The organism is bacterium (assembly GCA_013360195.1).
Taxonomy (GTDB): domain Bacteria; phylum Electryoneota; class RPQS01; order RPQS01; family RPQS01; genus JABWCQ01.
This window is the reverse complement of record JABWCQ010000002.1, coordinates 47,687-74,322: the sequence shown is the minus strand read 5'-3', so window position 1 is coordinate 74,322 and position 26,636 is coordinate 47,687. Positions and strand designations below refer to the sequence as shown.

24 protein-coding genes and 1 riboswitch are annotated in these 26,636 nt (G+C 49.0%); of the genes, 1 reads left to right on the top strand and 23 read right to left on the bottom strand.

Translation table 11 applies throughout. The annotated features are described in order from the left end of the window. Positions 1–4 precede the first annotated feature (4 nt). The 5 genes from HUU59_01575 to HUU59_01555 all read right to left on the bottom strand — a co-directional run bounded on the left by HUU59_01575 (position 5) and on the right by HUU59_01555 (position 6,797). Positions 5–2,170: a ComEC/Rec2 family competence protein gene (locus HUU59_01575; GenBank protein ID NUO18126.1), complete on the bottom strand. Its 2,166-nt coding sequence runs from the start codon at positions 2,168–2,170 to the stop codon at positions 5–7. Between the two features lie 83 nt (positions 2,171–2,253). Continuing rightward, on the bottom strand, positions 2,254–2,919 hold the full coding sequence (locus HUU59_01570) for a ubiquinone/menaquinone biosynthesis methyltransferase (GenBank protein ID NUO18125.1): 666 nt from the start codon (positions 2,917–2,919) through the stop codon (positions 2,254–2,256). 65 nt (positions 2,920–2,984) lie between these two features. Beyond that, on the bottom strand, positions 2,985–3,797 hold the full coding sequence (locus HUU59_01565) for a phosphatidate cytidylyltransferase (GenBank protein NUO18124.1): 813 nt from the start codon (positions 3,795–3,797) through the stop codon (positions 2,985–2,987). Next, a complete protein-coding gene (locus tag HUU59_01560; GenBank protein ID NUO18123.1) occupies positions 3,797–6,073 on the bottom strand; it encodes a tetratricopeptide repeat protein in 2,277 nt (758 codons plus the stop codon). The genes HUU59_01565 and HUU59_01560 overlap by 1 nt, the downstream gene beginning before the upstream one ends. 7 nt (positions 6,074–6,080) lie before the next feature. Continuing rightward, positions 6,081–6,797: an NAD-dependent deacylase gene (locus HUU59_01555; GenBank protein ID NUO18122.1), complete on the bottom strand. Its 717-nt coding sequence runs from the start codon at positions 6,795–6,797 to the stop codon at positions 6,081–6,083. Positions 6,798–6,981: 184 nt separating this feature from the next. On the opposite strand from HUU59_01555, the gene HUU59_01550 reads away from it, so the two are divergent. Then, positions 6,982–7,209 (top strand): 30S ribosomal protein S20, encoded by a 228-nt coding sequence (locus tag HUU59_01550; GenBank protein NUO18121.1) that lies wholly within the window; start codon positions 6,982–6,984, stop codon positions 7,207–7,209. 95 nt (positions 7,210–7,304) lie between these two features. Here HUU59_01550 and guaB read toward each other — a convergent pair whose 3' ends face one another. The 18 genes from guaB to HUU59_01460 all read right to left on the bottom strand — a co-directional run bounded on the left by guaB (position 7,305) and on the right by HUU59_01460 (position 26,636). Continuing rightward, positions 7,305–8,786 carry an IMP dehydrogenase gene (guaB, locus tag HUU59_01545; protein NUO18120.1) on the bottom strand — a complete coding sequence of 494 codons (1,482 nt, stop codon included), beginning with the start codon at positions 8,784–8,786 and terminating at the stop codon, positions 7,305–7,307. A 111-nt stretch (positions 8,787–8,897) separates the two neighbouring features. Next, positions 8,898–10,064 carry a M20/M25/M40 family metallo-hydrolase gene (locus tag HUU59_01540; GenBank protein NUO18119.1) on the bottom strand — a complete coding sequence of 389 codons (1,167 nt, stop codon included), beginning with the start codon at positions 10,062–10,064 and terminating at the stop codon, positions 8,898–8,900. Continuing rightward, complete coding sequence (mtaB, locus tag HUU59_01535; GenBank protein NUO18118.1) at positions 10,051–11,379, bottom strand: tRNA (N(6)-L-threonylcarbamoyladenosine(37)-C(2))-methylthiotransferase MtaB; 1,329 nt, start codon at positions 11,377–11,379, stop codon at positions 10,051–10,053. The genes HUU59_01540 and mtaB overlap by 14 nt, the downstream gene beginning before the upstream one ends. Next, on the bottom strand, positions 11,376–13,154 hold the full coding sequence (gene rpsA / locus HUU59_01530) for a 30S ribosomal protein S1 (GenBank protein ID NUO18117.1): 1,779 nt from the start codon (positions 13,152–13,154) through the stop codon (positions 11,376–11,378). Before rpsA ends, mtaB begins: the two co-directional genes overlap by 4 nt. A gap of 72 nt (positions 13,155–13,226) precedes the next feature. Next, on the bottom strand, positions 13,227–13,907 hold the full coding sequence (locus HUU59_01525) for a 1-acyl-sn-glycerol-3-phosphate acyltransferase (protein NUO18116.1): 681 nt from the start codon (positions 13,905–13,907) through the stop codon (positions 13,227–13,229). Between the two features lie 5 nt (positions 13,908–13,912). Continuing rightward, positions 13,913–14,608: a (d)CMP kinase gene (locus HUU59_01520; protein ID NUO18115.1), complete on the bottom strand. Its 696-nt coding sequence runs from the start codon at positions 14,606–14,608 to the stop codon at positions 13,913–13,915. Further along, complete coding sequence (locus tag HUU59_01515; GenBank protein ID NUO18114.1) at positions 14,605–16,305, bottom strand: short-chain dehydrogenase; 1,701 nt, start codon at positions 16,303–16,305, stop codon at positions 14,605–14,607. The genes HUU59_01520 and HUU59_01515 overlap by 4 nt, the downstream gene beginning before the upstream one ends. Continuing rightward, positions 16,305–17,093 (bottom strand): SMC-Scp complex subunit ScpB, encoded by a 789-nt coding sequence (gene scpB / locus HUU59_01510; GenBank protein ID NUO18113.1) that lies wholly within the window; start codon positions 17,091–17,093, stop codon positions 16,305–16,307. Before scpB ends, HUU59_01515 begins: the two co-directional genes overlap by 1 nt. A gap of 2 nt (positions 17,094–17,095) precedes the next feature. Then, positions 17,096–17,836, bottom strand: a complete 741-nt coding sequence (locus HUU59_01505; GenBank protein ID NUO18112.1) for a segregation/condensation protein A — start codon at positions 17,834–17,836, stop codon at positions 17,096–17,098. Continuing rightward, a complete protein-coding gene (gene trpS, locus HUU59_01500) occupies positions 17,833–18,834 on the bottom strand; it encodes a tryptophan--tRNA ligase (protein NUO18111.1) in 1,002 nt (333 codons plus the stop codon). The genes HUU59_01505 and trpS overlap by 4 nt, the downstream gene beginning before the upstream one ends. Positions 18,835–18,939: 105 nt before the next feature. Continuing rightward, a complete protein-coding gene (locus HUU59_01495; protein NUO18110.1) occupies positions 18,940–20,202 on the bottom strand; it encodes a T9SS type A sorting domain-containing protein in 1,263 nt (420 codons plus the stop codon). Beyond that, on the bottom strand, positions 20,195–22,120 hold the full coding sequence (locus tag HUU59_01490; protein ID NUO18109.1) for a TonB-dependent receptor: 1,926 nt from the start codon (positions 22,118–22,120) through the stop codon (positions 20,195–20,197). Before HUU59_01490 ends, HUU59_01495 begins: the two co-directional genes overlap by 8 nt. Further along, entirely contained in the window at positions 22,117–23,925 is a 1,809-nt protein-coding gene (locus HUU59_01485; GenBank protein ID NUO18108.1) for a hypothetical protein, read from the bottom strand. Before HUU59_01485 ends, HUU59_01490 begins: the two co-directional genes overlap by 4 nt. 23 nt (positions 23,926–23,948) lie before the next feature. Further along, positions 23,949–24,506, bottom strand: coding sequence for a hypothetical protein (locus tag HUU59_01480; GenBank protein NUO18107.1), 558 nt, complete (start codon positions 24,504–24,506; stop codon positions 23,949–23,951). 47 nt (positions 24,507–24,553) lie between these two features. Then, a riboswitch (cobalamin riboswitch) is annotated at positions 24,554–24,685 on the bottom strand. 12 nt (positions 24,686–24,697) lie between these two features. Beyond that, entirely contained in the window at positions 24,698–25,072 is a 375-nt protein-coding gene (gene rplS / locus HUU59_01475) for a 50S ribosomal protein L19 (GenBank protein NUO18106.1), read from the bottom strand. A gap of 8 nt (positions 25,073–25,080) precedes the next feature. Further along, positions 25,081–25,788, bottom strand: a complete 708-nt coding sequence (gene trmD, locus HUU59_01470) for a tRNA (guanosine(37)-N1)-methyltransferase TrmD (GenBank protein NUO18105.1) — start codon at positions 25,786–25,788, stop codon at positions 25,081–25,083. Further along, the gene (rimM, locus tag HUU59_01465) at positions 25,778–26,341 is read right to left on the bottom strand and encodes a 16S rRNA processing protein RimM (protein NUO18104.1); all 564 of its coding nucleotides are present in this window, start codon (positions 26,339–26,341) and stop codon (positions 25,778–25,780) included. The genes trmD and rimM overlap by 11 nt, the downstream gene beginning before the upstream one ends. After that, positions 26,334–26,636 carry a KH domain-containing protein gene (locus tag HUU59_01460; protein ID NUO18103.1) on the bottom strand — a complete coding sequence of 101 codons (303 nt, stop codon included), beginning with the start codon at positions 26,634–26,636 and terminating at the stop codon, positions 26,334–26,336. Before HUU59_01460 ends, rimM begins: the two co-directional genes overlap by 8 nt.

Below are 26,636 nucleotides of genomic sequence, written 5' to 3'. Positions count from 1 at the left end.
CATTTCAGGTCAAAGGTAAATGAAATGCGTTCATCAAGGCATAAGAACGGGAATCACGCCTTTGCCATCCAGCTTCTGTAAAATGCCAGATACCATGCATCGATTTTGCTGGTGGAAACCCGATCACAAGCGCGGAAGTGTCGTCAAGTGTCTTCTCTAAATCACGAACTGCTATTGTGTCATTTGACACTCTTAAACTGGCTTTTCCGCCACTTATGCTAATTTCCCATGTGGTGCCTTTTGCTGACCTGTCGACGTAATTTACCAAACAATTGACATCGCCAGTAGACCACTGATCACCAGTTTCTCCCCTCTTGTATGGTATTTTGGACAAACTAATAACCGCATCAAGTTCATCTGAACTATTTGATTCGACAGGATGACCAAGATCTACTAAGACTCCAGGGCGAAATTCGTCTATAACAATTTCAGAACCACCGATATCTTTACTAAATCTAGTTGGAATAATCAAAATATCTAAACTGTTCCTTTCGCACTTTCGAAGCTCATTTGTGATAAAATCCCTTGTCCTCGACTCTGACCACTGACTTCCGCACCCGATCAAGCACGTGCTGCCCGCGGATTGAACGAACAAGAGATTGCTGTAGCGGTCACCGTAAGAAATCACTTTTGTTTCGTCGTTAGTTTCAAGCAATGGTGCCCATTGAAACAGATTCAATGTCAGTAGGCCAAGCACCAATGTCCAGTATGTCCTCCCTGCCAGAGCGAATGACACCGCAGCAATTACTAAAATAACTGCAAGAAAGTGTGTATAAGTCGGCAAGATGACTGATATGCTCGAACCAACAAGCTCTGCGGATGAAGTGACCAGTATCCCTAGAAAGTCCACCAAAAGCTCGATCGTTCTAGCCAGGACAATGGCGAGGTAGGGAATTATACTTGCGAATAATAGTAGCGTAATTGTTAATACTATTAGCAATGAAAAGAGTGGTATTGCGACTACATTTGCGAGCACGGCGATCGCCGGGACCTGCTGAAAAAAAAGTGCCGCAACAGGTGCCGTCGCAAACTGTGCCCCAAAAGTTCCCGCTAAGATATCAGAGATTCTTCGGCGAATTGAGCTTGATTCGGATCTAAGCAAGTTCTGCAACGGGATTTTCAGCTTGCTGTACGCCGCAAGTATGCCTGCCATAGAAAGATAGCTTAGATGAAAACCGGCATCAAGAACGTGCAGTGGCCACACAAACAGCTCAACTGCTGCCGCGAATAAAAGGAGGTTTATGGGATGACTAGGCTTCGCAAGGAGACGAGCAATAATTACCAAGCCCGCCATCAAAGAGGATCGAAATAGTGATGGCACGCCCAGGCCGAGCATACAATAGAAGGCTAAGATCCCGAGGAGTAGCAGATACCTTGGTTTGCTTGGAATTCTTAGACATGAAAGTACAAGCCAAAGTAAGGACACAAGGAGTCCTGTATTAAGTCCGCTCAATGCGAATAGGTGAGCGAGACCGGTCATTTGAAGGTCGTGCCGAAACTCTGGTGTGAAGCTGCCGCGGGATCCCAGCAATAATGCACCGGCTACTACCCTCGCATCGGGTTTCAGGAAGCGCTCAAGTGTGTCAATGATCTTCTCTCTCGCTGAATGCACGATTCTACGCAGGCCGCCGCTGCTCTGGAGAACCACAAGTGACAACGTATCGCTAAGTCTTGCCTCCGCAATGTGCTTTTCTCTTAATGACCAGCAAAGCTCTTTCACGGATCGACTTTGAATTGAAGCGGCGGATTCCAGGATTCCTTGAAAAGCAACTACATCGCCAACAGATATGGTCGCTGAATTAAGCTCTGGTATTCGAAGTCGAATGCGAGTGTTTTGCAGGTTCAGGCATACAGTATCTGTGCGTATTTGCACATATTCAAGCCACACTCTGCCATGAGATGATTCCCCAAATGATTCATCCTTCCAAGCCACAACACCGCGACAAGAGACTGTCGCGGTGTCAGAAATAGATTCACTAAAATGTGTCCTTTCGTCTCTGGAAAGTGAGGATACACCTCGCAACACTACAGTCAAAACGATCGCCGTATAGACCAGAAATCGACTGACATTGCTTGACGAAATGAACACTAAGCCCAATAAGCCGCAAACCGCGAGCACGGACGTCAGTACAAGCAACTTTACTATGCTGACGCAAATGAACAGTGACAATACTGCTCCGAGAAGGGAGCATATGAAGATGCCTAGCGACGGAATGTCATTACGGGAAACGTCACGCCGCAAGTTCATTCGCTCTATTTAGTCAAGAGAAACCTGGTAGCGATTCCGAGAGATAATCGCTTTGCCTCAACATGGCTAAAGCCGACGCTTCGATACATGTCCACAAGTTTTTCCGAACTTGGAAACTTCTGAATGGTCTCGGCAAGGTATCGGTAGGCGTCCTTGTCTCTTGATACGGCACCTCCGATCGGTCTCATGACCCACCACATATACCACTTGAACAGGAAGTCTATAATCTTGGATCTATCAGGCGTAAACTCCAAAATCACTCCGCTACCCCCTGGTTTCAGAACACGATGAAGTTCACCTAATCCTTTTTCAAGATGCTGGAAATTGCGAATGCCAAATGCAACCATGAAACGGTCAAAGTAGCAGTCCGGATAGTCGATTTGCTCTGCAGCACCGCACTTCAACTCAAAGCTGCGTATGCCGCGCCTGCTTGCCTTTTGGCCTGCAATCTGAAGCATGCTTTCTGCGGGATCATATAGAATTGTATGGATATCGCTGCATTGCCGATGCGCTTCCAATGACATGTCACCGGTACCTGCACTGCAATCAAGGATTGACATTCCTGGAGTCAACTTCAAGTCTTTGACAGCATGACTGCGCCATACTACGTCGATCCCCATCGAGAAGAACCTATTTAGACGGTCGTATGAACTCGATATGCGATCGAACATTCTCACGACCTCGGGCGAAGCTTGACTGGTTTCGGTTCTAATCCGCATCAACTTTTATAACTTTGCTACGTTGTTGTAAAATATAGGTAGGCAAGAAAAAGAGGCGAGGAAAGCAGAAGTGAATCGAATCGGTCCAGAAATCCACCATGTCCGGGAATCATCCTCGAGCTATCTTTCATTCCCGCTTCACGCTTCATTAGCGATTCAATAAGATCGCCGATTTGACCTGCAATGCCGGTTATTATTGGGATTGCAACGAAATCTGAAGTGTTTGGTATTGCGGCGCCAACAGACGACATTACCGGTAATAAAGTTGAGCTTCCCAGAAATCCTGATACCGCTCCTTCTACGGTCTTGTTGGGACTTGCCATCGGGTAGAGTTTTGTTCTGCCGAATGTCCGGCCTCCAAAATATGCAGCGGAATCACAGAGCCATGTCGACAAAAATAAAACACCTAGTGCACCAATCCGTCCAAATCGTTCATCATTTCCACTTTGGGTGATACTGAACCAAAGCGACAATGGCAAAGCCACGTACACAAGAAACAGTGCGCCATATCCCAATTGAAGCAACGGCTTTCTTGAGCGGCTGAAAACTACCAACAGTACCCAAAAGTAGATAGCAGCAATAGATTCACCATTCATCAAATTGCTGTGCGTCCCGAAAACAAACAAATCCAATCCTGCGACGGCTATTCCCACGGCCGGTGACCAAAGAGGAACACCAGCAGCATGTGCAAACTTACGCCATTCAAGCAAGATGGCCAGCTGAATCATTACAATCAACAGGATTAGCCAACTCCCTCCGACCATCGCCGCGGTCAGTAGAATTGGAATTCCAACAATGGTTGCAGCAATGCGAATGGCTAGATTGGACATCAATGGAATCGCCGGCCACGAAGTGATGACTCCTCTGGTGGCCAACCAGTCGAATCTGATGAAGTACTCAAGACATCAATTACCGGTGCGAGAGTCGCCTGCAAGTCCTCATCGGTCATCATGAAAATCGAATTCGAATCCGGTTCCTGTGCTTTCAGAATTGAAACTTCGGAGAAAGTCGAATCGGGGAACAACCGCCCGATTGCTAGATGCGTGTGCAGAGCTGAATCATACTCAGCTTGAAGGTACTCCTGGATGTAGGCGATTGCCTGAAGTGATTTGATCCCTGATGCGCTTGTTGAATCATATGCTAGCGCCGCCCTGTACAACATGAGAAGCTCGTTCGAGTCGACTGAATCGGTCAAAAACTTCTTTTCTGCCAATTCCAAAGCGAGTTCCTGATCACTCTTTTCAACCGCTAATTCAGGAAGGCCTAGTCTTGCCCTTGCTGCGTTTCTAATTGATGTTGGCGCAGCTTCGGCGGCAGCAATCCGCTGAAACTGAACAAGCGCGCCTTGATCACTCGGATCTCGCCTCTCAAGTTCAAGTCCAAGTTGCATGCTTGCGCGCCAATGTTCGTAAGATGAATCGGGAACTGCAACCGCTCTTTTTGTATGCTCAAGTGCACTGTCAGGCTGGTTCACAACCAATTCGTAGAAAGAAGCAGCGTCAAGATGTGCGGCCACGAGTTGGACACTGATTGACGCAATTCTTTCCCTCAAAACATTAGTGTCATTCGAATCTGCTTTCTCCTGCTCGGCTTTCGGGACGGAGTCGTCCTTTATTTCCTCTGTCAAACTCCTCCGCAGCGAGTCGTTTTGTGACAAGGCTCTCATGATTGAATCCGTTACCAGCTCGGCTGGACTCAAGTTCGAGTCGATCCTTGATTCGGGTATGAACTCGGTGTCCGGGCGGAGTGAGTCCGTGGAATCGTTTGTTGTTACCTCACGACTTTGAGAATTCGTGTCTGCACTTGAAATGCTGACCATCGTATCGGCTGTCGATACTTGCTCGGCTCCCCGATTCAATACTTCGGTATCGGAAGTTTTGGTCTCGTTTAGACCGGCGCTCGCATTCGAGTCACGTGCCTCTGCAGAATCGGAGGTTTTAGCTTCTTGCGGTTCTTGAAGCAACGATCTCAGATTATTCTCAAGCTCGGGGATTACAGAAAGAGCGGTTAGTCCTTGTTGAAGCTGTCTTGACATGATCCGCGCTGAATCCTGCAATGACCGTGAAGCACCCGCCCCTGCCACGCTGTCAAATTTCGCTTGTGCGATTTCATAGTGACCTAGTCTGTCCCGCGCGACTTCGCCTTGAAGGTAATAGGCTCTTGCTTTTGACTCTCCTTGCGGAGCAGTGGAACAATAAAGCTCCAGCATCTGGATACATAAATCCGGGGAACCGCTAACTGCTTCAACTCTTGCTAATTCTACTTGGACATCTCCCGCCCGTTCGAGAAACCTTCGATCTGTTTGAAGAGGTCTCAATAGTGCACGCGCCTTCTGATAGTTCCCCTCCTGCGACTCCATCTGCGCTAATAGTCGCCTTGCTTCAAAGACTTCGCTCGGATCCCTGGTAAGATCCAGACATCGCAGAAGCGCGGATTTTGCTTCAGAATTTCGTGACAATTTTTCATAGGATTTGCCAAGAGAAAGGAAGTCGCTTGCCTTGTCGCTTCGGTCATATGAAATGTCACGAATTCGTTCCAAAAAGGAGATAGCTTCTTCTGGACGCTCTCGTTTTTCGCTAATGCGAGCTCGTATTCTATAAGTTGCTGCAATAGCGTCCGGAGACTTCAGTTTGACTTCTGCGGTCGAAAGAAATTCTTCTGCAACGTCCAGTTGTTCCTGCGCAAAAAGAGACCTGGCTTTCCAAACAAGCGCGTCTTCAGTGTGCTTACTGGTTGGAAAAATCGTAAGCAGTTCAGTGAATTTCCGTTCGGCGCGCGCGAACTCGTCAGATCTGTAGTAACAAATCCCCATGATCATTAAAGCATCATCTATCCACCGGCTGTTCGGATAGTATTCAAGCAGCTTTGCGCAAGACTGCAAGATATTCTGGTATACTTGCGCCGATGAAGAACTCTGATTGGGCTGCCCGGGGCGTGGCGGCATTGTTGCTTCGCCAGTTGCGAGTACTTTCTGTTGCTGCCTTTCCGCGGCCTTAAAGTCCTTCTTGATGTTGTAAAACGTGTTATAGTACGCACATCCACCATGGACGAATACGGCCAATAAGGCGCTCCAAATCGCTATGGACGCGAGCTTTCTTGCTATCATCTTTGGGCTATTGAAGATTCAGTGATTTCCAAGTTTGAAGGACTGCTGGCACTGCCTGGGACGCTAGGCCGAGTATTGAAACCGTTGCTTGTGAACTGAAACGGGTTTGCTCCACGTTTATTTCCAGAGTTGCTGCTCCGTGTTCTCTGGCAATCTCGGGCAAATGTGCGGCTGGATAGACTTCCGCCGAAGTTCCGATTACAAGAAACAGCTGGCACGAGTCTGATGCTCGTATCGCTTCGTCAAGCACTTTTCTGGGAAGTTCTTCGCCGAACCAAACTACGCTGGGACGCAACTGACCACCGCATTGACAATAAGGAATTCCATCATGCGAAGCAAGCAATTCCGCATCCTCTTCTTTGCCGCATCTGAGACATCGATTGAGTCTGATGTTCCCGTGTAGTTCCAAAACAGCTCTTTGGCCTGCAACTTGGTGTAAACCATCGACGTTCTGGGTTACAAGAGTAAAGTCTTTGCACAGTTTTGACCATTCAGCTAAGGCATGATGAGCTGGATTCGGTTGTGCGGTCGCCAGGATTGTCCTTCTATATCTATACCACTCCCAAACCAGTCCTGGGTTTGCCATGAAGCCGTCCATACTCGCAAGTTCTTCAGGCTTCATTTGGTTCCAGATGCCGGATTTGCCTCGAAACGTTTCCAAGCCCGACTCCGCAGATATGCCGGCACCGGTAAGTACCGTAATGCGATGGGTTTCCTTGAGGATATCCGCTACCTGCAACGGAAGCGTGAAATTATTCACTTGACTTTGATTTGAGTCTTGTTTATATTGCGTCACTTCCTGCGACCCTTATCACAGTATCAGGGAGCTGGATCGTTTGTCGTAACAATTTCAAGAAGATAAGGTTTTTTCCCACAGAATGCCACAACATAAATCTTGTGAAAAGCGGATGAAAACTGCCGCAAAAGCCCGGGAGAGGAATCGCCGGGATCGTGCGCGGTGCCGAACTGCGGAAAAGCGTGTGACGCAACAAACCGATGCAACCCAGGTTATTGACAAGCTCAGTTCTGCGTATACTACTCTTGACAGAATGGCTTCAAAAGGGATTTTACATCCAAGGACCGCAGCACGTCGAAAGGCACGCTTGGCAAGACATGCCAACTCCTTGAATTCTTAGATTTTAAGTTCCCCCGCCGAGCCGGTGAGCTCGTGGCCATCGTCCCCCTCCGGCCACAGCAATTTCACCGGCTCTTTTTTGTCCAATTGGTAACGCTATTTGGGTCGCGAGTAGTTAGGTGCTTCCTGGACAATCGAGACATCATGCGGGTGGCTTTCGGTGTAACCAGCGGCAGTGGCCTCAACAAATCGTGTCTTTGTTTGCATTTCACGTATGTTTGAAGCACCGCAATAGCCCATAGAAGCTCTAAGCCCTCCGGTAAGTTGGAAGACAGTATCTGATAACTTACCTTTATACGGAACTTTACCCTCAATTCCTTCAGGGACAAATTTACCGCTTGCTTCAACGGCGGACTGGAAATACCGGTCCGCCGATCCTTTTTTCATGGCTCCTATGGACCCCATTCCTCGGAAGAGCTTATAGCTGCGACCGTCAACTAATACGGTTTCACCTGGCGCTTCTTCAGTTCCCGCAAACAAGCTTCCAATCATGACAGATGAAGCACCTGCCGCAATTGCCTTGGCGATATCGCCTGAGTACCTTATGCCACCATCTGCAATCACTGGTACTCCGTGCTTTTCCAGTGCCTCCACTACCCACATGACTGCTGTGATTTGAGGCACTCCAACGCCAGCGACGACGCGTGTTGTGCAAATGGAACCCGGACCCACCCCTACTTTTACTGCATTTGCTCCTGACGATGCCAGCGCCAAAGCGCCTTCTGCCGTAACCACGTTTCCTGCGATGATATCGACATCCGGGTATTTGTTCTTCAAGGACTCTACAGCTTTGAGCACATTTGCCGAATGACCGTGGGCAGAGTCAACGACCAGTGCGTCCACATCGGCGTTGACAAGCAACTCTGCTCGATGAGCTGCATCGAGACCTATCCCGACCGCTGCCGCAACTCTCAATCTTCCCTCTTTATCTTTACATGCATTTGGGAACTGGGTTCGTTTCTGTATGTCTTTCACCGTTACCAGTCCTGCAAGCTCCCCTCTTTCGTTCACCAATAGTAGCTTCTCAATCCGGTGCTTTTGCAGGATCTGCTCGGCCTCGCTCAGCTCCGTGTCAATTGGCGCCGTCACAAGTTTCTCTCGCGGTGTCATTAAAGATGTAACGGGTGTTTCCAAATCTCTTTCGAATCGAACATCCCGGTCCGTTACTATACCCACCAACTGTCCGTTTTCGTCGATAATTGGGATACCGCTGACACCTTTTGAACGTTTCAATCGTAATGCATCAGCCAATTTGGCAGTCGGAGGCAACGTATATGGTTCATAAATTACTGCAGATTCACTTCGTTTAACTCTGTCAACTTCGGCAGCCTGTTCTTCGGCAGTCATATTCTTGTGGATTACACCGATTCCCCCCTGCCTTGCAAGCGCGATGCAAAGTTCGGCCTCGGATACTGTGTCCATGGCAGCAGATACTAGAGGAATGTTCAGGTTAATACCGGTCGTCAACCTGCTCGAAATCGACACTTCTGACGGCAACATGTTTGATGCCGCCGGTATAAGCAATACATCATCGTATGTCAGGCCTATGCCTAGAATTCGCGGGAAATGCGTCTTCATCAGTAGAATATCTCCAGATCTTTAAGAACTATATGAAAGTCCTCTGCCTGACAACCAGCAGAGGACATTGAAGCGCAGTCGCTCCGATTTAGAAACTGCATAGGACAGACGTCAGGCAACAGATGCCTCGTGATTCTTGAATAGAATCGCTAAGCAGAGGCGGGCAGCCAACTCGAGGTCGTTAATTGCAAGATGCTCATTAGTCGTGTGTTCCTGTCGCATTCCGCAACCTATTACGACTGCAGGGAGTCCCTTTGCATTATAGACATTTGCGTTTGTTCCGCCACCAATTGCCGCCGGTTTCATTTGCAAGCCGACAAATGTTCCAGCTTCAAACACTACGCGGTAAGGCAATGAATTGTGTGGAATGTCCATTGCTGTGAATTCACGCTTTATCGTTTCCTTTAAGTTAGCTTTGCGTGATTGACCATCAATTACACGTTCATATTTCGCTATCGCATTCTGGATCGCGGCGGTCATCGCCTGGGTCTGGGCTTCGAGCTTCTGAATTGAATGGCTGCGGACTTCCGCCCGCGAGACCAGACGATCACAGACGATGTTCGTTGCACGCCCCGCTTCTACTGTTCCGATATTCGCCGTGGTTTCGTCATCCAATCTGCCAAGCTTCATATTAGACACTGCCTCGGCAAACACCTCAATTGCCGATATGCCGCGTTCAGGACACATTCCCGCATGTGCCGCAATTCCTTCAATCTCGTAAAGCATTCGATTCGCACTTGGAGATTTGTAGATTATCTGATCCATGTCCTCACCGTCAAGGACAATCGCGTATTTGGCCTGCACTTGGGCGAGGTCCACTTCAAACGCACCCATCAGGCCAATCTCCTCGGCAACATCGAAAATTACCTCAATCGGGCCGTGCGGCATGTCACTTTCATGCACACACTTTAGCATTTCCAGGATCGCCGTGACTCCCGCTTTGTCGTCAGCCCCGAGGACTGTTGTCCCGTCCGACCTAATGAAGTCTCCATCTATTCTCGGCTTGATGCCGAGGCCAGGCATTACTGTGTCCATATGCGATGAGAAAAGGACGGCAGGAGCCTTTGAGCCCCGTGCCGGTACCCTCACATGCAGATTACCGCAATTCCCGCCAATCTTTATTCCAGCGTCGTCCCGCCACATCTTGAGTCCAAGCGGCGATAAGTAGTCTTCAATGAAGTCCGCGACCTTGGCTTCCTGCTTCGACGGACTGTCAATCGATACCAATTTACAGAAGAGATCGACCATCCGATCCCGGTTTACATTAGGCAGCTTCATAGTTCTTTGGGTGTTTCCTGCAATACACAAACTCTGAGTCCGCGCGTTCTACGATGAATCTTGCGATTTTGCCTGTCTCGGCGAGGCCTCTTGGCAATGCAACATCCGCATAGTTCCGCGCATGCCCGAAAACGTAGTTCTGACTCCCACGATTTTCGGGAATTACTTCCACTTCTGTACCAACTAATCTATTGTGAAATTCAGTACGCGATGTCCTTGAAAGTTCTCTTAGTACGTTCGCACGTTCCATGATCTCATCTGACGACACTGGTGCACCAAGCTTCGTTGCAGGGGTACCCGGTCGAGAACTGAATGGAAACACATGCAAATATGCGATGCGTGTATCCTTTACTAAAGATAGGGTTTCGTTGAAGTGGCTGGATGTCTCGCCTGGAAAACCAACGATTATGTCGGCGCCAATTCCCCAGTCCTCTCTTAAGCTAAACGCGAAATCCAACGATTTTCGAATGTCATCGACACTATAGCGTCTATTCATGCGGCGAAGGATTTCGTTTGATCCACTTTGAAAAGGCAAATGAAGATGAGGGCATATCACTTCCGAAAAACCAACAATTTCGAGGAATCGATTACTCACCGCCCAAGGCTCCACACTGCTTAATCGAAGCCTTTCTAATCCCCGTACTTTTGATAACTCGAGCAAGAGGCCACAAAGAGCGTCCTCTTGGCCGAAATCGAATCCGTAAGTACCAAGTGCAACGCCCGTCAGCACGATTTCCTGAAAACCCTGGTCTACCAGTTCGGCCGCTCGCCGGACCGCAGCGCGAACTGGCAAACTTCTTCCAGATCCCCGCAATTTTGGAACGATGCAATATGTGCAATACTGCGAGCAGCCGTCTTGAACTTTCAAGAAAGCGCGAACTCTTCCCCGCAATCCAGAGACAATGGTACCATCCCGCCAGTCTACTCCATCGCGAATTCCACCAGCAACGACAGACTCTGTGCCAACGATCAGTGACGAGAATCGTTCCTTTTCACGATTGCCTATCACCATGGAAGCGCCTTGAGTCAGCAACGCCTGAGGAGATTTTTCCGCCTGACAACCTGTCGCAACTATCTTCGCTCTCGGGTTTGAGCGAAAGGCCGCGCGGATTGCCGCGCGGCCCTTTCTCTCTGCCGTTTCTGTCACCGCACAGGTATTTATGACAATCAGTTCTGCTTCCTGAGCACGCACAGTCTCTTGATAACCTTCTGCACGCAGCTGAGACAATATCATCTCAGTATCATACTGGTTCAGCTTGCAGCCAAGTGTTGTCAGTTTCACTCTGCGCCCTTCAACAGGAGCAAAATCGTTCATTGGGTCTCCGTCGGCTCTGATCCAGCGGGCGGGCTATCACTTCCAACTATGTACTGGTCGCGTGTCTCTGAGTCAATCTCCTCATCGTTTTCTACGCCGTCCGGTGATTGGGCTGCTAGAATAATCTTCTTGTTTTCTCTGTCGAACTCAATGACTTCCAAAGAAATCTCGTCTCCAACGCTTACAGTTTGCTTTGAACCCTTGGTAAGTCGCTTAAGCTGGCTTGCCGGAACAAAGCCCTCGACTTCCCGTGGTAGTTCCACAATGACGCCCTTGTCCATGACCCTAATTACTTTGCCAGCAGTTTGTGATCCCACAGAATAAAGAGATTCAAACTCGTCCCAAGGATTCGACTGCGCCTGTTTCAGGCCAAGTGCGATTCGCCTTTCATTGCGGTCAAATCCTAAGACGACAATCTCGACCTCTTCACCTTTCTGCAGAATTTCGCCGGGGTGTCTTACACGCTTGGTCCATGAAAGGTCTGAGATGTGAACCAAGCCGTCAATCCCATCCTCCAATTCAACAAACGCACCAAACGGTACTAGATCTCGCACCTTGCCGGTGTGACGCGAACCGGGCGCATACTTCTGCTCGAGATTCTCCCAGGGATCCGCATCCACTTGCTTCATGCCAAGTGAAATCTTGCGGCCTTCCTTGTCAATATTCAATATAACGACTTCAATCTCGTCGCCGACGGAAAGCATCGCAGATGGGTGTTTGACATGCTGAGTCCAACTCATCTCCGATATGTGTACGAGCCCCTCAAGTCCCTTTTCAAGTTCTACAAAAGCGCCGTACCTGGCAATTGAGACAACCTTTCCAAGGACCTTTGCTCCGACCGGGTAGCGATCGTCCACGCCATCCCATGGATGAGCCTGAAGCTGTTTCAGACCGACTGAAATACGCTGCCGCTCACGATCATAGTCAAGTACTTTCACAGTCAGTTTCTGATCGAGTTGCACGACTTCTGATGGGTGACTCACTCTGCCCCAAGAAAGATCTGTGATATGAAGCAGGCCGTCTACCCCGCCAAGATCAACAAAGACGCCGAAGTCCGTAATGTTCTTCGCTGTGCCTTCCATGACGTCACCAACCTGCAGCTCGGAAAGTATCTTTTCGCGAACTCCCTTGAGCCCTTCCTCAATGATAACTTTGCGTGATACGACTATGTTCTTGCGAGCGTCGTTTAACTTTACGATACGAAAATCCATGTCACGGCCAACCAGCGCATCGAAATCACGCACAGGATGAACATCAATCTGTGATCCCGGCAAGAAGGCCTCTACACCCATGACGTTTACGACAAAGCCACCCTTAATCCTGCGCTGAATGTTACCCGTTGTGACATCCTGCTTTTCATGAATTGACTGGATACGCTCCCAGGTCTTCATGAAGTCCGCCTTGCGCTTCGAAAGGGCAAGCTGACCAGAATGATCCTCTACCCTATCAAGAAATACCTCGACATCGTCACCAATCTTTACATCTGCGAGGTTTGCGAATTCGTCCCGAGCAACAGTTCCCTCTGATTTGAATCCGATATCAATTGAGATTTCCTTGTCACTTATGGACACGATCTTGCCCTGGACAATCTCTCCTTCGCGGAACTCCATAACCAGCTTGCTATACAAGTTGGCGAGGTCCTGCGCCTCCTGAGTCATTCTCTGCTTCTCTTCCGGAAGCTCGCTGCGCTTAACTTTGCGGCCCTTGAAAAAGACCTCGTCAACCCAAGCTGTTGTCTTCGTTTCCTCAGAAGACGAATGTGTTAATTCTTCCATGCTCATTACACCCGATTTTTTATGCCCGCCGGGAAACGGGGTTGGTTTAATATTAATGCTCGAAGTCTCGAGTCATCTTAATCGCTCATCTTCAATTGCGCTTCGCGGGAACACCTCATGCGGTTCTTTGATAGCACAAAGTGTCGTTCGAAGTGAAAGCCCGCGAATGATTTCCATGATTCTCTCTGCTACTTGTTGGTATCCCTCACGGGAGTCGGGAGAGTCACTAATAATTTGATTCGCATCAACTGGTTCCCCGATTACAATTTCAAGGCTAGGACGCTTTTTGGTGAATGCCTTGGCGTTTCCTGTACCATGAAGATAAACCGGAACTACCTGTGCCTTCGTCTTGCACAGGACCCAACCGACTCCGAATTTTGGCGTGAGGAATCCGGCGTCTGGTGCGCGTGTGCCTTCTGGAAAGAATACCAGTGCACCACCGGACTTCAGTATCTTTATACAGGTTGACATCGCCGATTTGTCCATCTGTCCGCGCTTAACGGGGAATGCGTTCAACTTGCGCAGAAATGGCCCAAAGAACAGGTTTTTAAACAACTCTGCCTTTGCAAAGTAGCTGACTTCACGATCTAAATGAGAACCAAGTAGTGGCGGATCAAGATTTGACCGATGGTTTGAGCAAATTAGCACGGGTCCGGACTTTGGTAGCCTTTCCAGGCCGGTAACACGCACACCGTAAAGGACCCAGAAAAGCGTCCGTGCGATACGCGCCACTGTAGCATAAAAAATGCGCACTTTCCCTATTTCGAGATCGAGTCCTGAAGCTTCTTAACCAGTGACAGAACTCGTTCTACCTGGTCGCCAATTGTCAAATGCGTTGTGTCGATTTCTACCGCATCAGGCGCCATGCTTAGCGGACTGTGTTCTCTTGTGGAATCACGATGATCTCGCTTGATCAAAGCTTCTTCGACTTCTTCGACGTTTTGTACAATCCCGCGAGCCGCTAGTTCCTTCTGTCTTCGTACAGCCCGGACATGGGAGTCTGCAACCAAAAAAATCTTGATATCTGCATTGGGGAATACTACGGTTCCAATGTCTCGCCCGTCAGCCACCAATCCCCCTGATTTGCCGATTTCCCTTTGCCATCCGACAAGATGCTCCCGTACCAAGGAATGTTCCGACACAGGTCCGACCCACAACGAGATTTCAGGTGTGCGTATCTCTTCTGTTACGTCCTTGCCATCGAGAAGGAATCGTACTTCACCGCTTTCAAATTTCTGAGTAACTGTCGTACTTGAAAGCAGTTTGGTCAAAGCTGTTCTGTCAGTTAGCTCAGTACCACTTTGATAAATCTTGAGTGCAACAGCACGGTACATCGCTCCAGTATCAAGATACATAAGACCGAGTTTCTCGGCGACACGCTTTGCTGTAGTTGACTTTCCGCTGCTTGCCGGACCGTCAATCGCGATAATGAGTCTGGTTCTCTCTGAATTCATGCTTTGATACGGCCGCCATTTTCTTCATCAATAAAGATCCGAGTGACGATCTTACCGACAAAATGTCTGTCATCTTCACCCTCAAATCGAGTTGACCATGGATAGCCGGATGAGTTATCTTCGCGTCGAAGCACGTCGTCAAACTTCAAGTGCGTCTCGATTCGTTCCTGCCATAAGCGCATGTTTGAAGGTCGTAGATCAATCCACCCCTTCTTCGCCCATTCATTCAGGTTCTCGTCCGTCACAGCAAATTCGTTCGAACCGGCATACGAGGGAATCTTGACTTCAGGGCCGCGAAGTATTCTCTTCCCGTCAGGTAAAAGTATCGGGATACCTATTGAAATGATCGTGGATCGCAGCGATTCCTTTGCGCGAATTACATTTTCCAATGATTTCGAACATTCTTCCACAGTAAGTTTTGTAAAGTCGAGTACCCGTGGGAAGGCCAGCCAAATCAGAAACGCTTCATAAAGCAGCTTTGACAAATGAGGCGGTCCAAGCATCTCGAAAGCGATGCTGCGCTCGCCACATTCACGTTCCAAACGCACCATTTCATTTAGCGCGTGCTGACGCAGGATTCCGGCTCGATAAGTTGGTCCCATTACAACTGAATCCAGCGCACCGACGACGTCAAATCCGCTGTTACCGCCTTCAATTTCGGCAACAACAGAGTTGGCAATTTCTTCGGGAGTGACAAACTCCATTTGGTCAGCTGCAGTAATGGTAAAGAACTCTTCCGTGGAAAAAATCCCGTTTTCACCTGTGTCTATGTAGACGGCTTCGAGATTTCGTCCTTTACTTTCTCCACAGGCTGACTCAACTCGACGGAACACCGAACCAAGTGGAACAGACGCGGATGGATCACAATCAAACAATGGAAGAGGCTTCCCTGCTCTCCTGATCTCTCCGTAACCAATTTTCTTCCAAGCGATGACGGCTGCAGGTTTAATTTCCTTCACGTGAGGTGATCCTGGCGTGCGTCCCATCAAGAAGAGAAGTAAACTATGAGCACCGGCAAGCGATGACTTACTTAGCAGCTGACCCGATGGCTTATCTTCGGAATGCGTATACGGAATGTTCAGGCCCATTCCACCGGTTCCTGTGGTTCCGATTTTCACGTACATTCTGACCTTGCCTAATCTGCAAGCATGATTAAGAACTTGTAAATGTCGAATCAACTGCGGCACGCTGATCGTGCTTGCAAGTCGCTCAACGCGGTCTCTGATATCATTAAAAGTGTGTCCTTGGTCCAGCGCATCCATCAGGTCTCGTACTTCGTAGTATGCCGTGTAGGTATCTTGATACGCAAGGCCTGTAGCCGAGTTTACGCAATCAACTATGATGTCGGGTCGATGCTTCGTTATTACTGAGTGTAGAAAAAACGACTTCAACCTTTCATCTGTCGGCTTTTCAAAGATTCCGTCAATGAATCTGCGGCGTGTTAAGGGGTCATTCAGAATCTCGACACGGGACATATCTTTCAAGTCACTGGTGACGAAAATGTCGCCCCAATCTACGACAATCTCACAATTGCGGCGATACGGATCAAGTTCGAGTATGGATTCTTCAACTTCAGCTTTTCGCAACGATGTCACAGCCAAAAAAGAAGGCTCATACTCAAGCAGCTTCTTGCACACTGCGCTTCCAACCAAACCCCAACCGCCCAACACCAATATGCGACTATTCCGAATGTTCATTATTCTTCAGAACTATCAGAAAGGTTTTGTGGCGCCAAATCACGATGTCCATTACCGGCCTTTCCAACCTCATGTGCCGGGTCAATTGCCTCCGCTTCATGTTCAGAGAGAGGCAGTCCTTCCTGATGATTTTCAGCCGATCTCAGCTCTCCAAGTTCTCTGGTGAGTTCTGCGTGGCGTGGCAGATCCGAGATACTTGTTATTCCAAAGTACTTCAGAAACTCGTCCGTAGTCTCGTACAGCAAAGGACGTCCAACAATCTCCGCTCTGCCTTTGACTTTGATCAGGCGCCTGTCGAGCAGGTTTCGAAGCACGCCACCGGAGTCAACTCCTCTGATCTCATCAATCTCAATTCGAGTTACCGGACCCTTGAAGGCAATGACAGCCAAGGACTCGAGTGCAGCTCTTGAAAGACGAGTTCTTGCCTTCTCCGCCAGATAACGCCTTATCAAGTCACCGTGCTCGGGACGAGTAAAAAGCATGTAACCGCCTGCCACAGGCAGAATTTCAAATGCGCGCTGTTGTAACAGGTAGTCCTGATTTAAGGCTTGAACAAGTTCCTTAAGTCTCGCCCCAGCCCGCTTCCCGGCCGCGTTGGAAAACGAGGCCTCGGTAATTGGTTCAGTGCTTGCCAGCAGCAAAGCTTCCAGCTGTGACTTCCTTCGTTCAAATCGAGCTTCTGCGCCGTCAAAATCGTCGGCAGACTCATCGATTTCAAACTCATTCACCGAGCCATCAGGTGCTTTTTGTTTGTCATCTGGGGCAAGTGACTCTTCTTGAATGGTCATTTTTAGGCAGCTTGAGCGTCCGAAGTGTCCGGACGTGAAATGTAAATTTCCTGAAATGGTGCATTCTGTTCAATGTTAATCCTGCCTTGACGTGTGAGTTCAAGCAAAGCAAGAAAAGTCGCGACCCAGACGATTCGATCCGGAACGCTTCTTAGTTTCTCCAAGAGTCCGAATCTGTCCATGTGCTTGAGAGAGTTCACTACCCACGCAATACGCTCTTCGACCGACACTCTTAGTAACTTCACTTCATGGAATACCTTTGAATCGCCTCGTGCCAGAATCTCCTCCATCGTGCGAGCCAAATCGTAGATCGATACAGGCATTAGCAACTCCAAGCCTTCAGGCCTTGCCTCATCAGGTACCGCTTCTCGTGCCAATGCGCGCCGATCGTACATTTCAGATTCAAATCTTCCAAGATCCTCGGCCGCTTCCTTAATTCGAGCGTATACTTGCAGTCTATTCACCAACTCCCTGCGAGGATCTTCCATGTCAAGTTCGTCGTGCATTGGGGACTGCGGCAAAAGCATCCGAACTTTTATCGACAACAATGTCGCAGCCATAAGCAGGTAGTCGCCTGCGTCCTCAAGATTGTCCACACCAATAGAGTCAAGCGCTTCTAAGTACGACTCAGTGATTTCAGCCATCGGCAGGTCAAGTATGTCGTACTCTTTGCGGGTAACAAGGAACAACAAGAGGTCGAGCGGACCTTCAAATCGGGGCAATCTCACCTGCCACGTACTCACGCTCCGAATCCCATTGCTGCGTGTACTTCGGACATTGTCATGTCAGCGATTTCGCATGCACGCTCTTTCCCAAACTGAAGCACTTCATTGACATAATCAGGGGATTTCTCAAGATTCTTTCGCCGATCGTGAATTGGCGCAAGGTGCGAGATAATCCTATCAGCACATCGTTTCTTGCACTCTACGCAGCCAAGCGCGCCGGATTCACAACCGGATCGAATCTCAGCGGTTTCGGATTCATTAAACTTCTGATGATATCCAAACACCAGACACAAGTCCGGCCTGCCCGGATCGTTTTTCCTCACCTTCTGTGGATCGGTGACCGCTTTCCGCAACTTTGCCGAAATCTCTTCCGGTGAGTCTGCAAGAAGAATCGTATTGCCAAGCGACTTTGACATTCTTCTTCCGTCCAGCCCCTGCAAACGCGGGAAACTCGTTAGGAGCCCCTCTGGTTCAGGAAAAATGGGATGATTTGGTGAGTAAAGATTGTTGAATCGTCTTGCCAGTTCGCGTGTCACTTCGATGTGAGGAAGCTGATCTTCGCCTACCGGCACAACCTCGCCCTTGTACATCATGATATCCGCGGCCTGCAGCACGGGATAAGTCAAGTGGCCGGCAGTAACCGAGTCTTCGAGTTCCAAGTCTCGTACTTGATCCTTCAAGGTCGGATTTCGTTCGAGCCGCCCTTTTGCGATAATCATGTTCAACAGCAGGTATAGTTCAGCGTGCGCTTTCACCTGAGACTGTACAAAAATCGGGCTCTTCTCGGGGTCAATGCCAGCTGCTAACCAATCCGTCACCATCTCGTGAACATTTTGTGGAATCTGACGAGTGTGTTCGTAGTCGGTCGTCAGTGTATGCCAGTCCGCAACAAGGTGATAATTCTCGTAATCTTCCTGCAATCGTACCCAGTTTTCAAGTGCGCCAACATAATTACCGAGATGCAGTCGGCCAGTCGGTCGCATTCCCGACAGGATTCGTTTCTTGCGCGATATCATCTAAGTAAGGGTTTCCCTGTCTAACATAGGTAATCGTTGAAGATACGACTTTTCCTGCAGAAATGCAACACGGACGGACAACTTCGTCGATTTTTAACATATTGTTTATTTTATATATAAGAGCTTAACTGGTCTACCTTGTTCTGGTGACCGCAGCCGTGCAAAGTAACAGCCGGAAGCAACATGGTAACTGGAAGCGTTAGAAGGTTTCCAGAATACCCGGTCTTGGCCAGATTCCACTGGCAGTGAAGCAACTGAGCGCCCGGAAATGTCAACGATATCCACGGCGGAGGCTGTGTTAACACCTGAAATTTCAAGAATTAAGACAGAATTGAACGGATTCGGGTACGCCTTGACAATTGCCCGGGAGTTTGGAACGACTTCTACTGGTTCAGAGTAACTCGGTAATTCGAACATGTCAATTGCACCAGTACCGGCGGACATCAGAAACTCACGTTGCAGTTCCCCAGATGAAGTACGGTGCTCAACAGTTGCGCTGACAAAGCAGGAAACTGCAAATCCGCCGTCCGGTAAAGAAATGATATCTGAAGCGCCTGTTCCGCAAGAAATTGGATTGCTATCGTCATTCAAAATAGTTCTCGATCCCACATCATAACGAAATATGCGTCCTGAACCCGCCCAACCGCCTGCGGCAATGTACACTGTCGAACCGTCACTGCTGAACGCGCCTGGTGATCCCCCAACATGCAGTACTGTGTCTAATTCAAGGGTTTCCATTCCTCGGATTTCAACTGTCCCAAAAGTGTCGAGGTAATTGCCGGTGCATAAGACGTGGATTTCGTCATCAACGACCAACATGTCCTGCGGGTTAATTCCAACAGAAATGGAATCCACGAGTTCGTAAGTTTCCAAATCGTATCTCTTCAAAGTTCCTTGATGGTATTCGGGAAAATCCACGCCGGTGTTCAGTACATAAATCTGGTCACCAAATCTGTGGACTGCTTGTGGGCTGATGCCGGTGACGAACACCGTATCGGCAATACCGGAATCAATGTACAGTACAGAAAGCGTACCGCTGAGGAGCCCTGTCACTGCCACTCTTTGCTCATCCAATACTGCCGCAGCATACGGATTTACCGCACCATTCACCGCGAACTCATCGATGGTTTGCAGAGTCAATCTATCAATAATCTGAAGCGTGCCAAGGCCAGAGTTTACGACGAATATGCGGTTGCCATCAACATCTAAATGGTTGGCAAGGTTACCGAGCGTTGCCGCTTGAGGATGAGATTCACCTGTCTCAGTATCTGCCCAACCAAGGCTTTCATCCAATGAATTCACGACGTATATTCTTGCTGCCAGCGAAACATTTGCGATAAAGACCAATGCAACTAAGAGACTAGTCAACTTTCCCTCCCGCGCTGTATGATATTGAAATTGAGATTTCCCGCAAGGGCATCGGCGCAAACCGGACTGTCCTGTAATCAGTATTCGTCAAATTGTCAAAGGAGATTCCAACTTCAAGGACTTTGCCATTTAAAGCAATTTCCTTGAAAACTCCTGCATCAACTAGTTCGTACCCCTGTAGCCACTTGGAGTTTGTTGCCAATACTGCCTGTCTGCCGACTGATTGATAATGGACAAAGCACTTATACCCAAAGAGTGTGGCATTCAGAGAAACGCCACCGCTTCTTAACGGCCTGTAGATCAGGTATTTGCCCTCTGAGACTCGTTCGCCGCTTCTGTCACGTGCGTCTAACCATTCCATTCTTGCTGAACCAGTAAGCAGTGAAGGTACCAGCACCTGATTGTAGCTTACTCCAATTTGTCTAACAACTGCTCTTCGCAAATTCTGGGGCTTCCAGCGTCCATCAAAACTCTGGCTCCAGTAGATGAGATTCGTCACGTTATTGTGACTGGCTGTTACTTCCACGTTCGACTCCAGGGGATTGCCGGTTTTCGCACGCAGGAATAGCTGCGTCATTTCAGATTCTTCAGGACTCAAGTCCGGATTGCCCTGCGCAAGCAACTCATCGTTCCAGAACAGTGAGTAAAAACTGGGTGACAGATATGCTCGTGAGAGTCTTGCTCCCACTCTAATCGAGTTTTTGTCGCCAATCGAGTGCCATAGCTCCGCGTTTGGGAGTACTTGAATTGCCTGGTCACCATATCTTTCGATACTTGTACCACTTGAAGCATGCAAGAGCTGACCACTTCGAGCTGAGAGTACAAATGTACGGCTCAATGTTGCGCCCACTTGCCACTTATTTCTGCGAGCGGAAGAATTGCTGAGTACTTCACTTGACAAACGCTCATGCTCGATTCTCAGAGAGTTGCTGAGATGTCCTCCCAGAATCTTTGTTTGAAAACTAGAGGATCCCGTCAACCTGTCAGATTTCTCGTGAGAAAAGTGAATATAACTTAGCGGGTCAGGGTCATTGAATACACGGTTGTGACTTTGTGCGGCAATGGCAGCGCTGAAAAACTTGCGCTTAAGACTGTGCATCCATGACAACTGCCATTCGCGCCACTCTTCCTCTTGCCGAGCGAGAAGTGTTGCCCTCGGTACCAAGTAGCCTGGAAGTCCATACTCGGACTTTTCGAAGCCAGCCACGCCACGCAGTTCACCATGCTGCAACTCACGGATGACAGTTGTACGAACGGTAAACTTGTTAATGTCGTTATTCTCACGGCGACGCGTTTCTCCGAGATTCAAAGTGTGCGAACCATTCCCGTCTTGCTCCGTGATTCGATACCTATAGGCGCCGCTGCCTTTTTCGTGGCTTATGGAAACACACGCGCGCAGACTCCCGTGCGATAGTGATCTATGAGATTCGAACAATGTACTTTTGTCGTTGGTCCGTACTCCAATTCGCATGTCACTCTTTGCTCGAATGGACGTGCGGATCGAGACTACACCTCCAATCGCCTCGCCACCGTATTCTGAGTGGCTGCCAAAACCAATTTCAATTGACTCAATCTCGTCCGCAGCGATCCTGCTCAAATTAGATTCCCCGCTCCCCACCTCTGCGATTCTAATTCCGTCAACCAGGACAAGCACTTGGTTTACATTCGCGCCCATCAACCTAACAAACTTCTTTCCACCGGATGCGCCGTCATCTCGTATCGAAAGTCCTGAAACGCGACTCAGAAACTCGGCCGCCGAATTTGCGCCACTACGTTTGACATCTTCTCGAGAATACCTGCTAATTGAACTCATGTGAAGGCCGACGACCGTAACTTCAGGCAAAGTGAACGAAACTTCGCTGGAGTGTGCATCTGAAAGCAGTATCAATGCACTTAGTACTGCCAGACGTATTCTCACAACTTAAGAGTCCATTTTAGCCCGAAGTACTCTTCCTTTCGGATCATCATGTACCCGGGAAGATATTCATAGTGCTGAGCGGTAAGATTTTCCGCACCCCAAATTAGAGTTACACCCTCAATTGTACCCTCGATGCGAAAGTGCAATAGGTTCGCCGGACCAACAACCTTCGATTCGACTTCAGAAACAGTTCGGTGCCTTCCGATCAGCTCATGTGCCGCATATGCCAGAATACCAAGTCTTGATTTGAAGAACTTGTTTTGATAAACCAGTCTTGTAAAGGTACGTGTCTGAATTGCCCTTGTAAGGTCGCTATTGTCAACCTGTGCACTTGACAAAGAGTGCACTTTCATACCTAGCACTATGGGTAAGTCGCAGTACAATTCCGGTCCTGTCCATTTGCCACTCTGTGAATGCCCTGACTGGAGAAACACTGTGTCATTGATTGACACAAATCGGGGTCCCAAGTTATCGACAACTTTCCAACCAAGGCTTAAGGATGAATGCGCACTTTTCACATTCACTCCAGCCGTCCAAATGTCTGTTTCAATCGAAAACTCTCCCGAGTTCTCGTTACTAATCGCACCGGAGTAGTATCGCCCAGTGGCAAACTCCGGATCAACCAAGAGCGGACGATTAACTATGCTAAAGCTTGCATACCGCCAGAAAGCAGGTGCTGTACTCTTCGCAGTGGCTCCTTCTCCGAATAAACTCACTCCTGATGTTACTGGTGCACGCGCCGACATTCCAAGCAAAGATTCCACTTTTGAGCTGCCAGCCTGAGAAGACCCGGAAAGGCTCTTTACATTCGCATGCGCGGATAACTCAATGAACCGGAATGTCCGTCTTGCTGCTGCAGCAAATCCGGCTGCATGCTGATCAAAATGACCGGAATCGTCAAAGCCGAATTCTGATGACTCTGCGGCCACTCTGGTGCTAGCTTCACCATTGCGAAAAGAAACACGTCCTTCCGCAAAACCGTAATGAAATTGTTCCCGCAGACTAAAGATCCGATGACCGTTTGCAGGGTCTGTACGTTGCTCCCGATCCTGACGAGCATGCAACCCAAACCTGATGCCGATGGATCCAAGCCTGTATTTCAGTGAAGCGGTTCCAAACTCGCGCTCCGTGTAGATCTCAGGCCAACGTGCAAAACTGTTTTCCAGGAGTACAACTGGTGACCTGGAATCAACGTTCTGCCCCCCGTACTCAAGCTCGCCGGACATCTTGTTCGAAATTTGATAGCTCAATCGTCCCGCTAAATTATAAAACCGTGCCTCACTATATCTGTTCTCTGCCTGAGACCTCATTCCGTCATACCAAAAAAGTCTCCCTCGGACTTCACCGATTATTCTTGGAGACAATTCTTGACCGTGTGCAAAGTCAAGCCGTCCAAATCCATAGTATCCTTCTCGTAGCCTGAATTCTGTTGTCGCTGAGTCGGTAGCTAGTCGACGCGTAGTCAATTCAATCGTCGGCGTTGTGCCCTCGCCAAGTGTCGACAAGCGAATTGTTGCAAACTCCTCAGGAGTGTCGAGGTTGGATTCATAGAGCCCGTCTGAGACACGCGACCATGGTATCCCATCGCGTTGCGTTCCTACTATCCAGGGATTCATACCCCACGGCCGGTTGACAATTGGTGCACCGGCTACGCCATAATCCATCAAGTAGGTTCCATTCAGCCTCCGAAGCCAATCTGCCAAGTCCTCATAGGACATTGTGGACATTTCTGTCCGCGTCAGGGTCTGTCCGCTTAGCAAATATGGAACAAGGATCGCAATTACTATGATGGTACTTCTCTTCATATCAAATTCTCAATCATTCTTTGCTATGGATTTTCAATCATTCTCACGAGCTTCGGAAGCGCAGGTGATACGGCGAACAAAAAAATGATTGTGTTTGACACCAGGTGGATTAGAATAAACGGTGCAGCAAGGCCAAAAGATGCGGCTGTCTGTGAAAGAGAAAAACCGGCGGTAATGGGAAAGGCCAAGTTGGTTAGAAAATCAAACCATACCGTTGACAAGATACCAAATCCCGTCACCAAGGGGGCGGTTAGCCACTTTGCTCTGTTGCGAGTCAGCAGTGCGCAGACAGTGCCAAGCACACCGGCGCCTGCCATTCCAAGACACTGTGCTACCAGCATGAGGCCGATTGAGCTGCCCATGGGATGGAAGCCGGCAAACAACGCTTCGATCATGATTGAGCACAAAACCCCTGCACCGAACCCGAGCAAATAACCGGCACAAAAGCATGTGGCGGTTACTAACTCAACGTTAGGAACAGGGGCGAAAAGATAGCCCAGCGCGATCCCGACCGCAATAAATGCGGCCGATCGCGTTAACAGCAGAGGAGGATTTACTGCTCCGCCGGCTTTTTCCAACAATCTCTCTTCGACATGCGAAGAGCCTCCACCACTTTCCTTGTCTCCGAAGGCTGGTGAAAGCCGCAGGCAGGTCTCCTGGCTAAGGGAACAAGCCCAATACAGTTGCGGGACAGCGACGGATTTGCACCGTCTTCCCTCTTCGTCCGCCTGTAGCGGACACCTGCGACCTAATTCTTAAAACTGCTTACCGGCTAGGCGGTCGCCTTGTCTTCAGTGACGAGTGCTCGAGCTTTCTCGCGGATACGCGACTTCTTACCGGTTAGTCCGCGGAGGTAATTCAATTTTGCACGTCGAACGCGGCCACGACGTGTCACTTCAATTTTTGCGATTCGCGGCGAATGGAGCGGAAAGACACGCTCCACGCCGACGCCCATTGAAAGTTTTCTTACTGTAAACGTTTCATCCAGACCGCCGCCATGGCGCGCGATGCAAACTCCTTGAAACGCCTGAATACGCTCCTTGTCGCCTTCAATAACCCGGACACTGACATTCAATGTATCTCCCGGCACAAAGCTCGGAATGTCTTGACGCAAGTCGTCCATTGTCCAGTTTGCAATGCGATTCATGATTGCCTCTATTTCGATTTCTTCTTGTTATTTTCCTGCAGTAGATCTGGGCGTCGTTCGCTTGTTCTGACCCGCCGCTGTTCGTCGCGCCACTCGGCGATTCTCGAGTGATGGCCGGATATCAATACGTCCGGAACCTTCATGCCCTGATAATTCTCGGGCTTCGTATAGTAATTGGAATCGAGATCTCCGCGAGTGAAGCTGTCGCTGTTTGCCGATTCCTCATTACCCAGCGTACCCGGAACTCTTCGGACTATGGCGTCCACAAGCAACGCCGCAGGCAATTCACCACCGCTGACAACAAAGTCTCCAACGGAAACTTCTTCCCACCTATCGCGTTCAAAGACTCGATGATCGACGTCTTTGTAATGGCCACAAAGAATTATTAGCCACTCTTCGTTCGCAAAACTGTCTATAATCTCCTGATTAAGTTGCGTTCCCTGCGGAGTCATGTAAATGAGTCTTGGAGGGTCGAAACTTTGCCGGTACGAACGAATCTTGTCAAGACAGGTTATGATCGGTTGTGCCATCATGACCATCCCCGCCCCACCTCCGTAAGGTATATCATCGATCTTGCCGTGGTGGTCATGAGTATAATGACGAATGTCATGAACCCATATCTCCACTTTTCTCTCCGAAAGAGCCCGTGACACAATGGACTCGCTGAACGGTCCACGGAATATTCCGGTAAAACCAGTTAGTATGTCAATCGTCACTTTCGCCCACAGCTGGCGGAATCTCTTCCGCGTACTTCAATCGAGTCGCATTTCGAATTTCTATTACTCTTGAATTGATGTCGGTCCGCCCAACCCATTCAGATACAAATGGAACCAGTAACTCCCCCGACTCACCTTGAATCACAAGAACGTCCTGCGGTCCGCGTATCACTTCCTTGACAGTACCAAGAGGCTGACCATGCTCATCAGATGCGGCACATTCAATTAAATCGCTTATGTAAAAAGTATTCTCTGGCAGAGTCCATCGTTCGCTAATGGGTATTTCGATCGTTGAGCCTCTGAGTCTGTCTGCTTCCTCTCGAGTTCTCACTCCGTCAAATGTCAGCAAAATCATACGATTCGAAAACTTGCTTCGACGGATAGTTACCTCAATTATATCTGAACTATCTCGACAAACAAAGCAAGATTTCAAGGCCGCAAACCGTTCCGGAAAATCGGTACGAGGATTCACTTTCACGGTACCTTGCAGCCCGTGAGATCCCACGATGATGCCGATTTCAACTCTTTCTGACGGCCCGCTGGTGTCAGGCATGTTCGCCCGAACTGTCCATACTATCCCAGGCAGGGGGCGAAGCACCCTTGGGCGGAAGAGCGGGATCGACGATCTCAAACCCTGCTCGTATCCCTCTTCTCGCCGCAGCGGCAAATACGAGTGTTCTCAATGATCGTGCCGTTCGGCCTTCCTTCCCGATGACTTGACCCAAGTCACCCTGCCCTACATACAATTTGTAGAGTACCCGCCCATTCTCTTCCTTGATCGTCTCAATCCGTACGGATTCAGGTTTCTCGACAAGGTGTTTGACGATAAAGCTGATGAAGTCTTCCAT

Excerpts from the sequence above, each read along its gene's own strand:
- HUU59_01540 (NUO18119.1), bottom strand. The coding sequence starts at position 10,064 with ATGAAGCTGCCTAATGTAAACCGGGATCGGATGGTCGATCTCTTCTGT.
- guaB (NUO18120.1), bottom strand. The coding sequence starts at position 8,786 with ATGAAGACGCATTTCCCGCGAATTCTAGGCATAGGCCTGACATACGAT.
- HUU59_01485 (NUO18108.1), bottom strand. The coding sequence starts at position 23,925 with ATGAAGAGAAGTACCATCATAGTAATTGCGATCCTTGTTCCATATTTG.
- HUU59_01460 (NUO18103.1), bottom strand. The coding sequence starts at position 26,636 with ATGGAAGACTTCATCAGCTTTATCGTCAAACACCTTGTCGAGAAACCT.
- HUU59_01520 (NUO18115.1), bottom strand. The coding sequence starts at position 14,608 with ATGAATTCAGAGAGAACCAGACTCATTATCGCGATTGACGGTCCGGCA.
- HUU59_01560 (NUO18123.1), bottom strand. The coding sequence starts at position 6,073 with ATGATAGCAAGAAAGCTCGCGTCCATAGCGATTTGGAGCGCCTTATTG.
- rplS (NUO18106.1), bottom strand. The coding sequence starts at position 25,072 with ATGAATCGCATTGCAAACTGGACAATGGACGACTTGCGTCAAGACATT.
- scpB (NUO18113.1), bottom strand. The coding sequence starts at position 17,093 with ATGACCATTCAAGAAGAGTCACTTGCCCCAGATGACAAACAAAAAGCA.
- HUU59_01565 (NUO18124.1), bottom strand. The coding sequence starts at position 3,797 with ATGTCCAATCTAGCCATTCGCATTGCTGCAACCATTGTTGGAATTCCA.
- HUU59_01515 (NUO18114.1), bottom strand. The coding sequence starts at position 16,305 with ATGAACATTCGGAATAGTCGCATATTGGTGTTGGGCGGTTGGGGTTTG.
- rimM (NUO18104.1), bottom strand. The coding sequence starts at position 26,341 with ATGCCTGACACCAGCGGGCCGTCAGAAAGAGTTGAAATCGGCATCATC.
- HUU59_01550 (NUO18121.1), top strand. The coding sequence starts at position 6,982 with ATGAAAACTGCCGCAAAAGCCCGGGAGAGGAATCGCCGGGATCGTGCG.
- trpS (NUO18111.1), bottom strand. The coding sequence starts at position 18,834 with ATGATATCGCGCAAGAAACGAATCCTGTCGGGAATGCGACCGACTGGC.
- rpsA (NUO18117.1), bottom strand. The coding sequence starts at position 13,154 with ATGGAAGAATTAACACATTCGTCTTCTGAGGAAACGAAGACAACAGCT.
- HUU59_01570 (NUO18125.1), bottom strand. The coding sequence starts at position 2,919 with ATGTTCGATCGCATATCGAGTTCATACGACCGTCTAAATAGGTTCTTC.
- mtaB (NUO18118.1), bottom strand. The coding sequence starts at position 11,379 with ATGAACGATTTTGCTCCTGTTGAAGGGCGCAGAGTGAAACTGACAACA.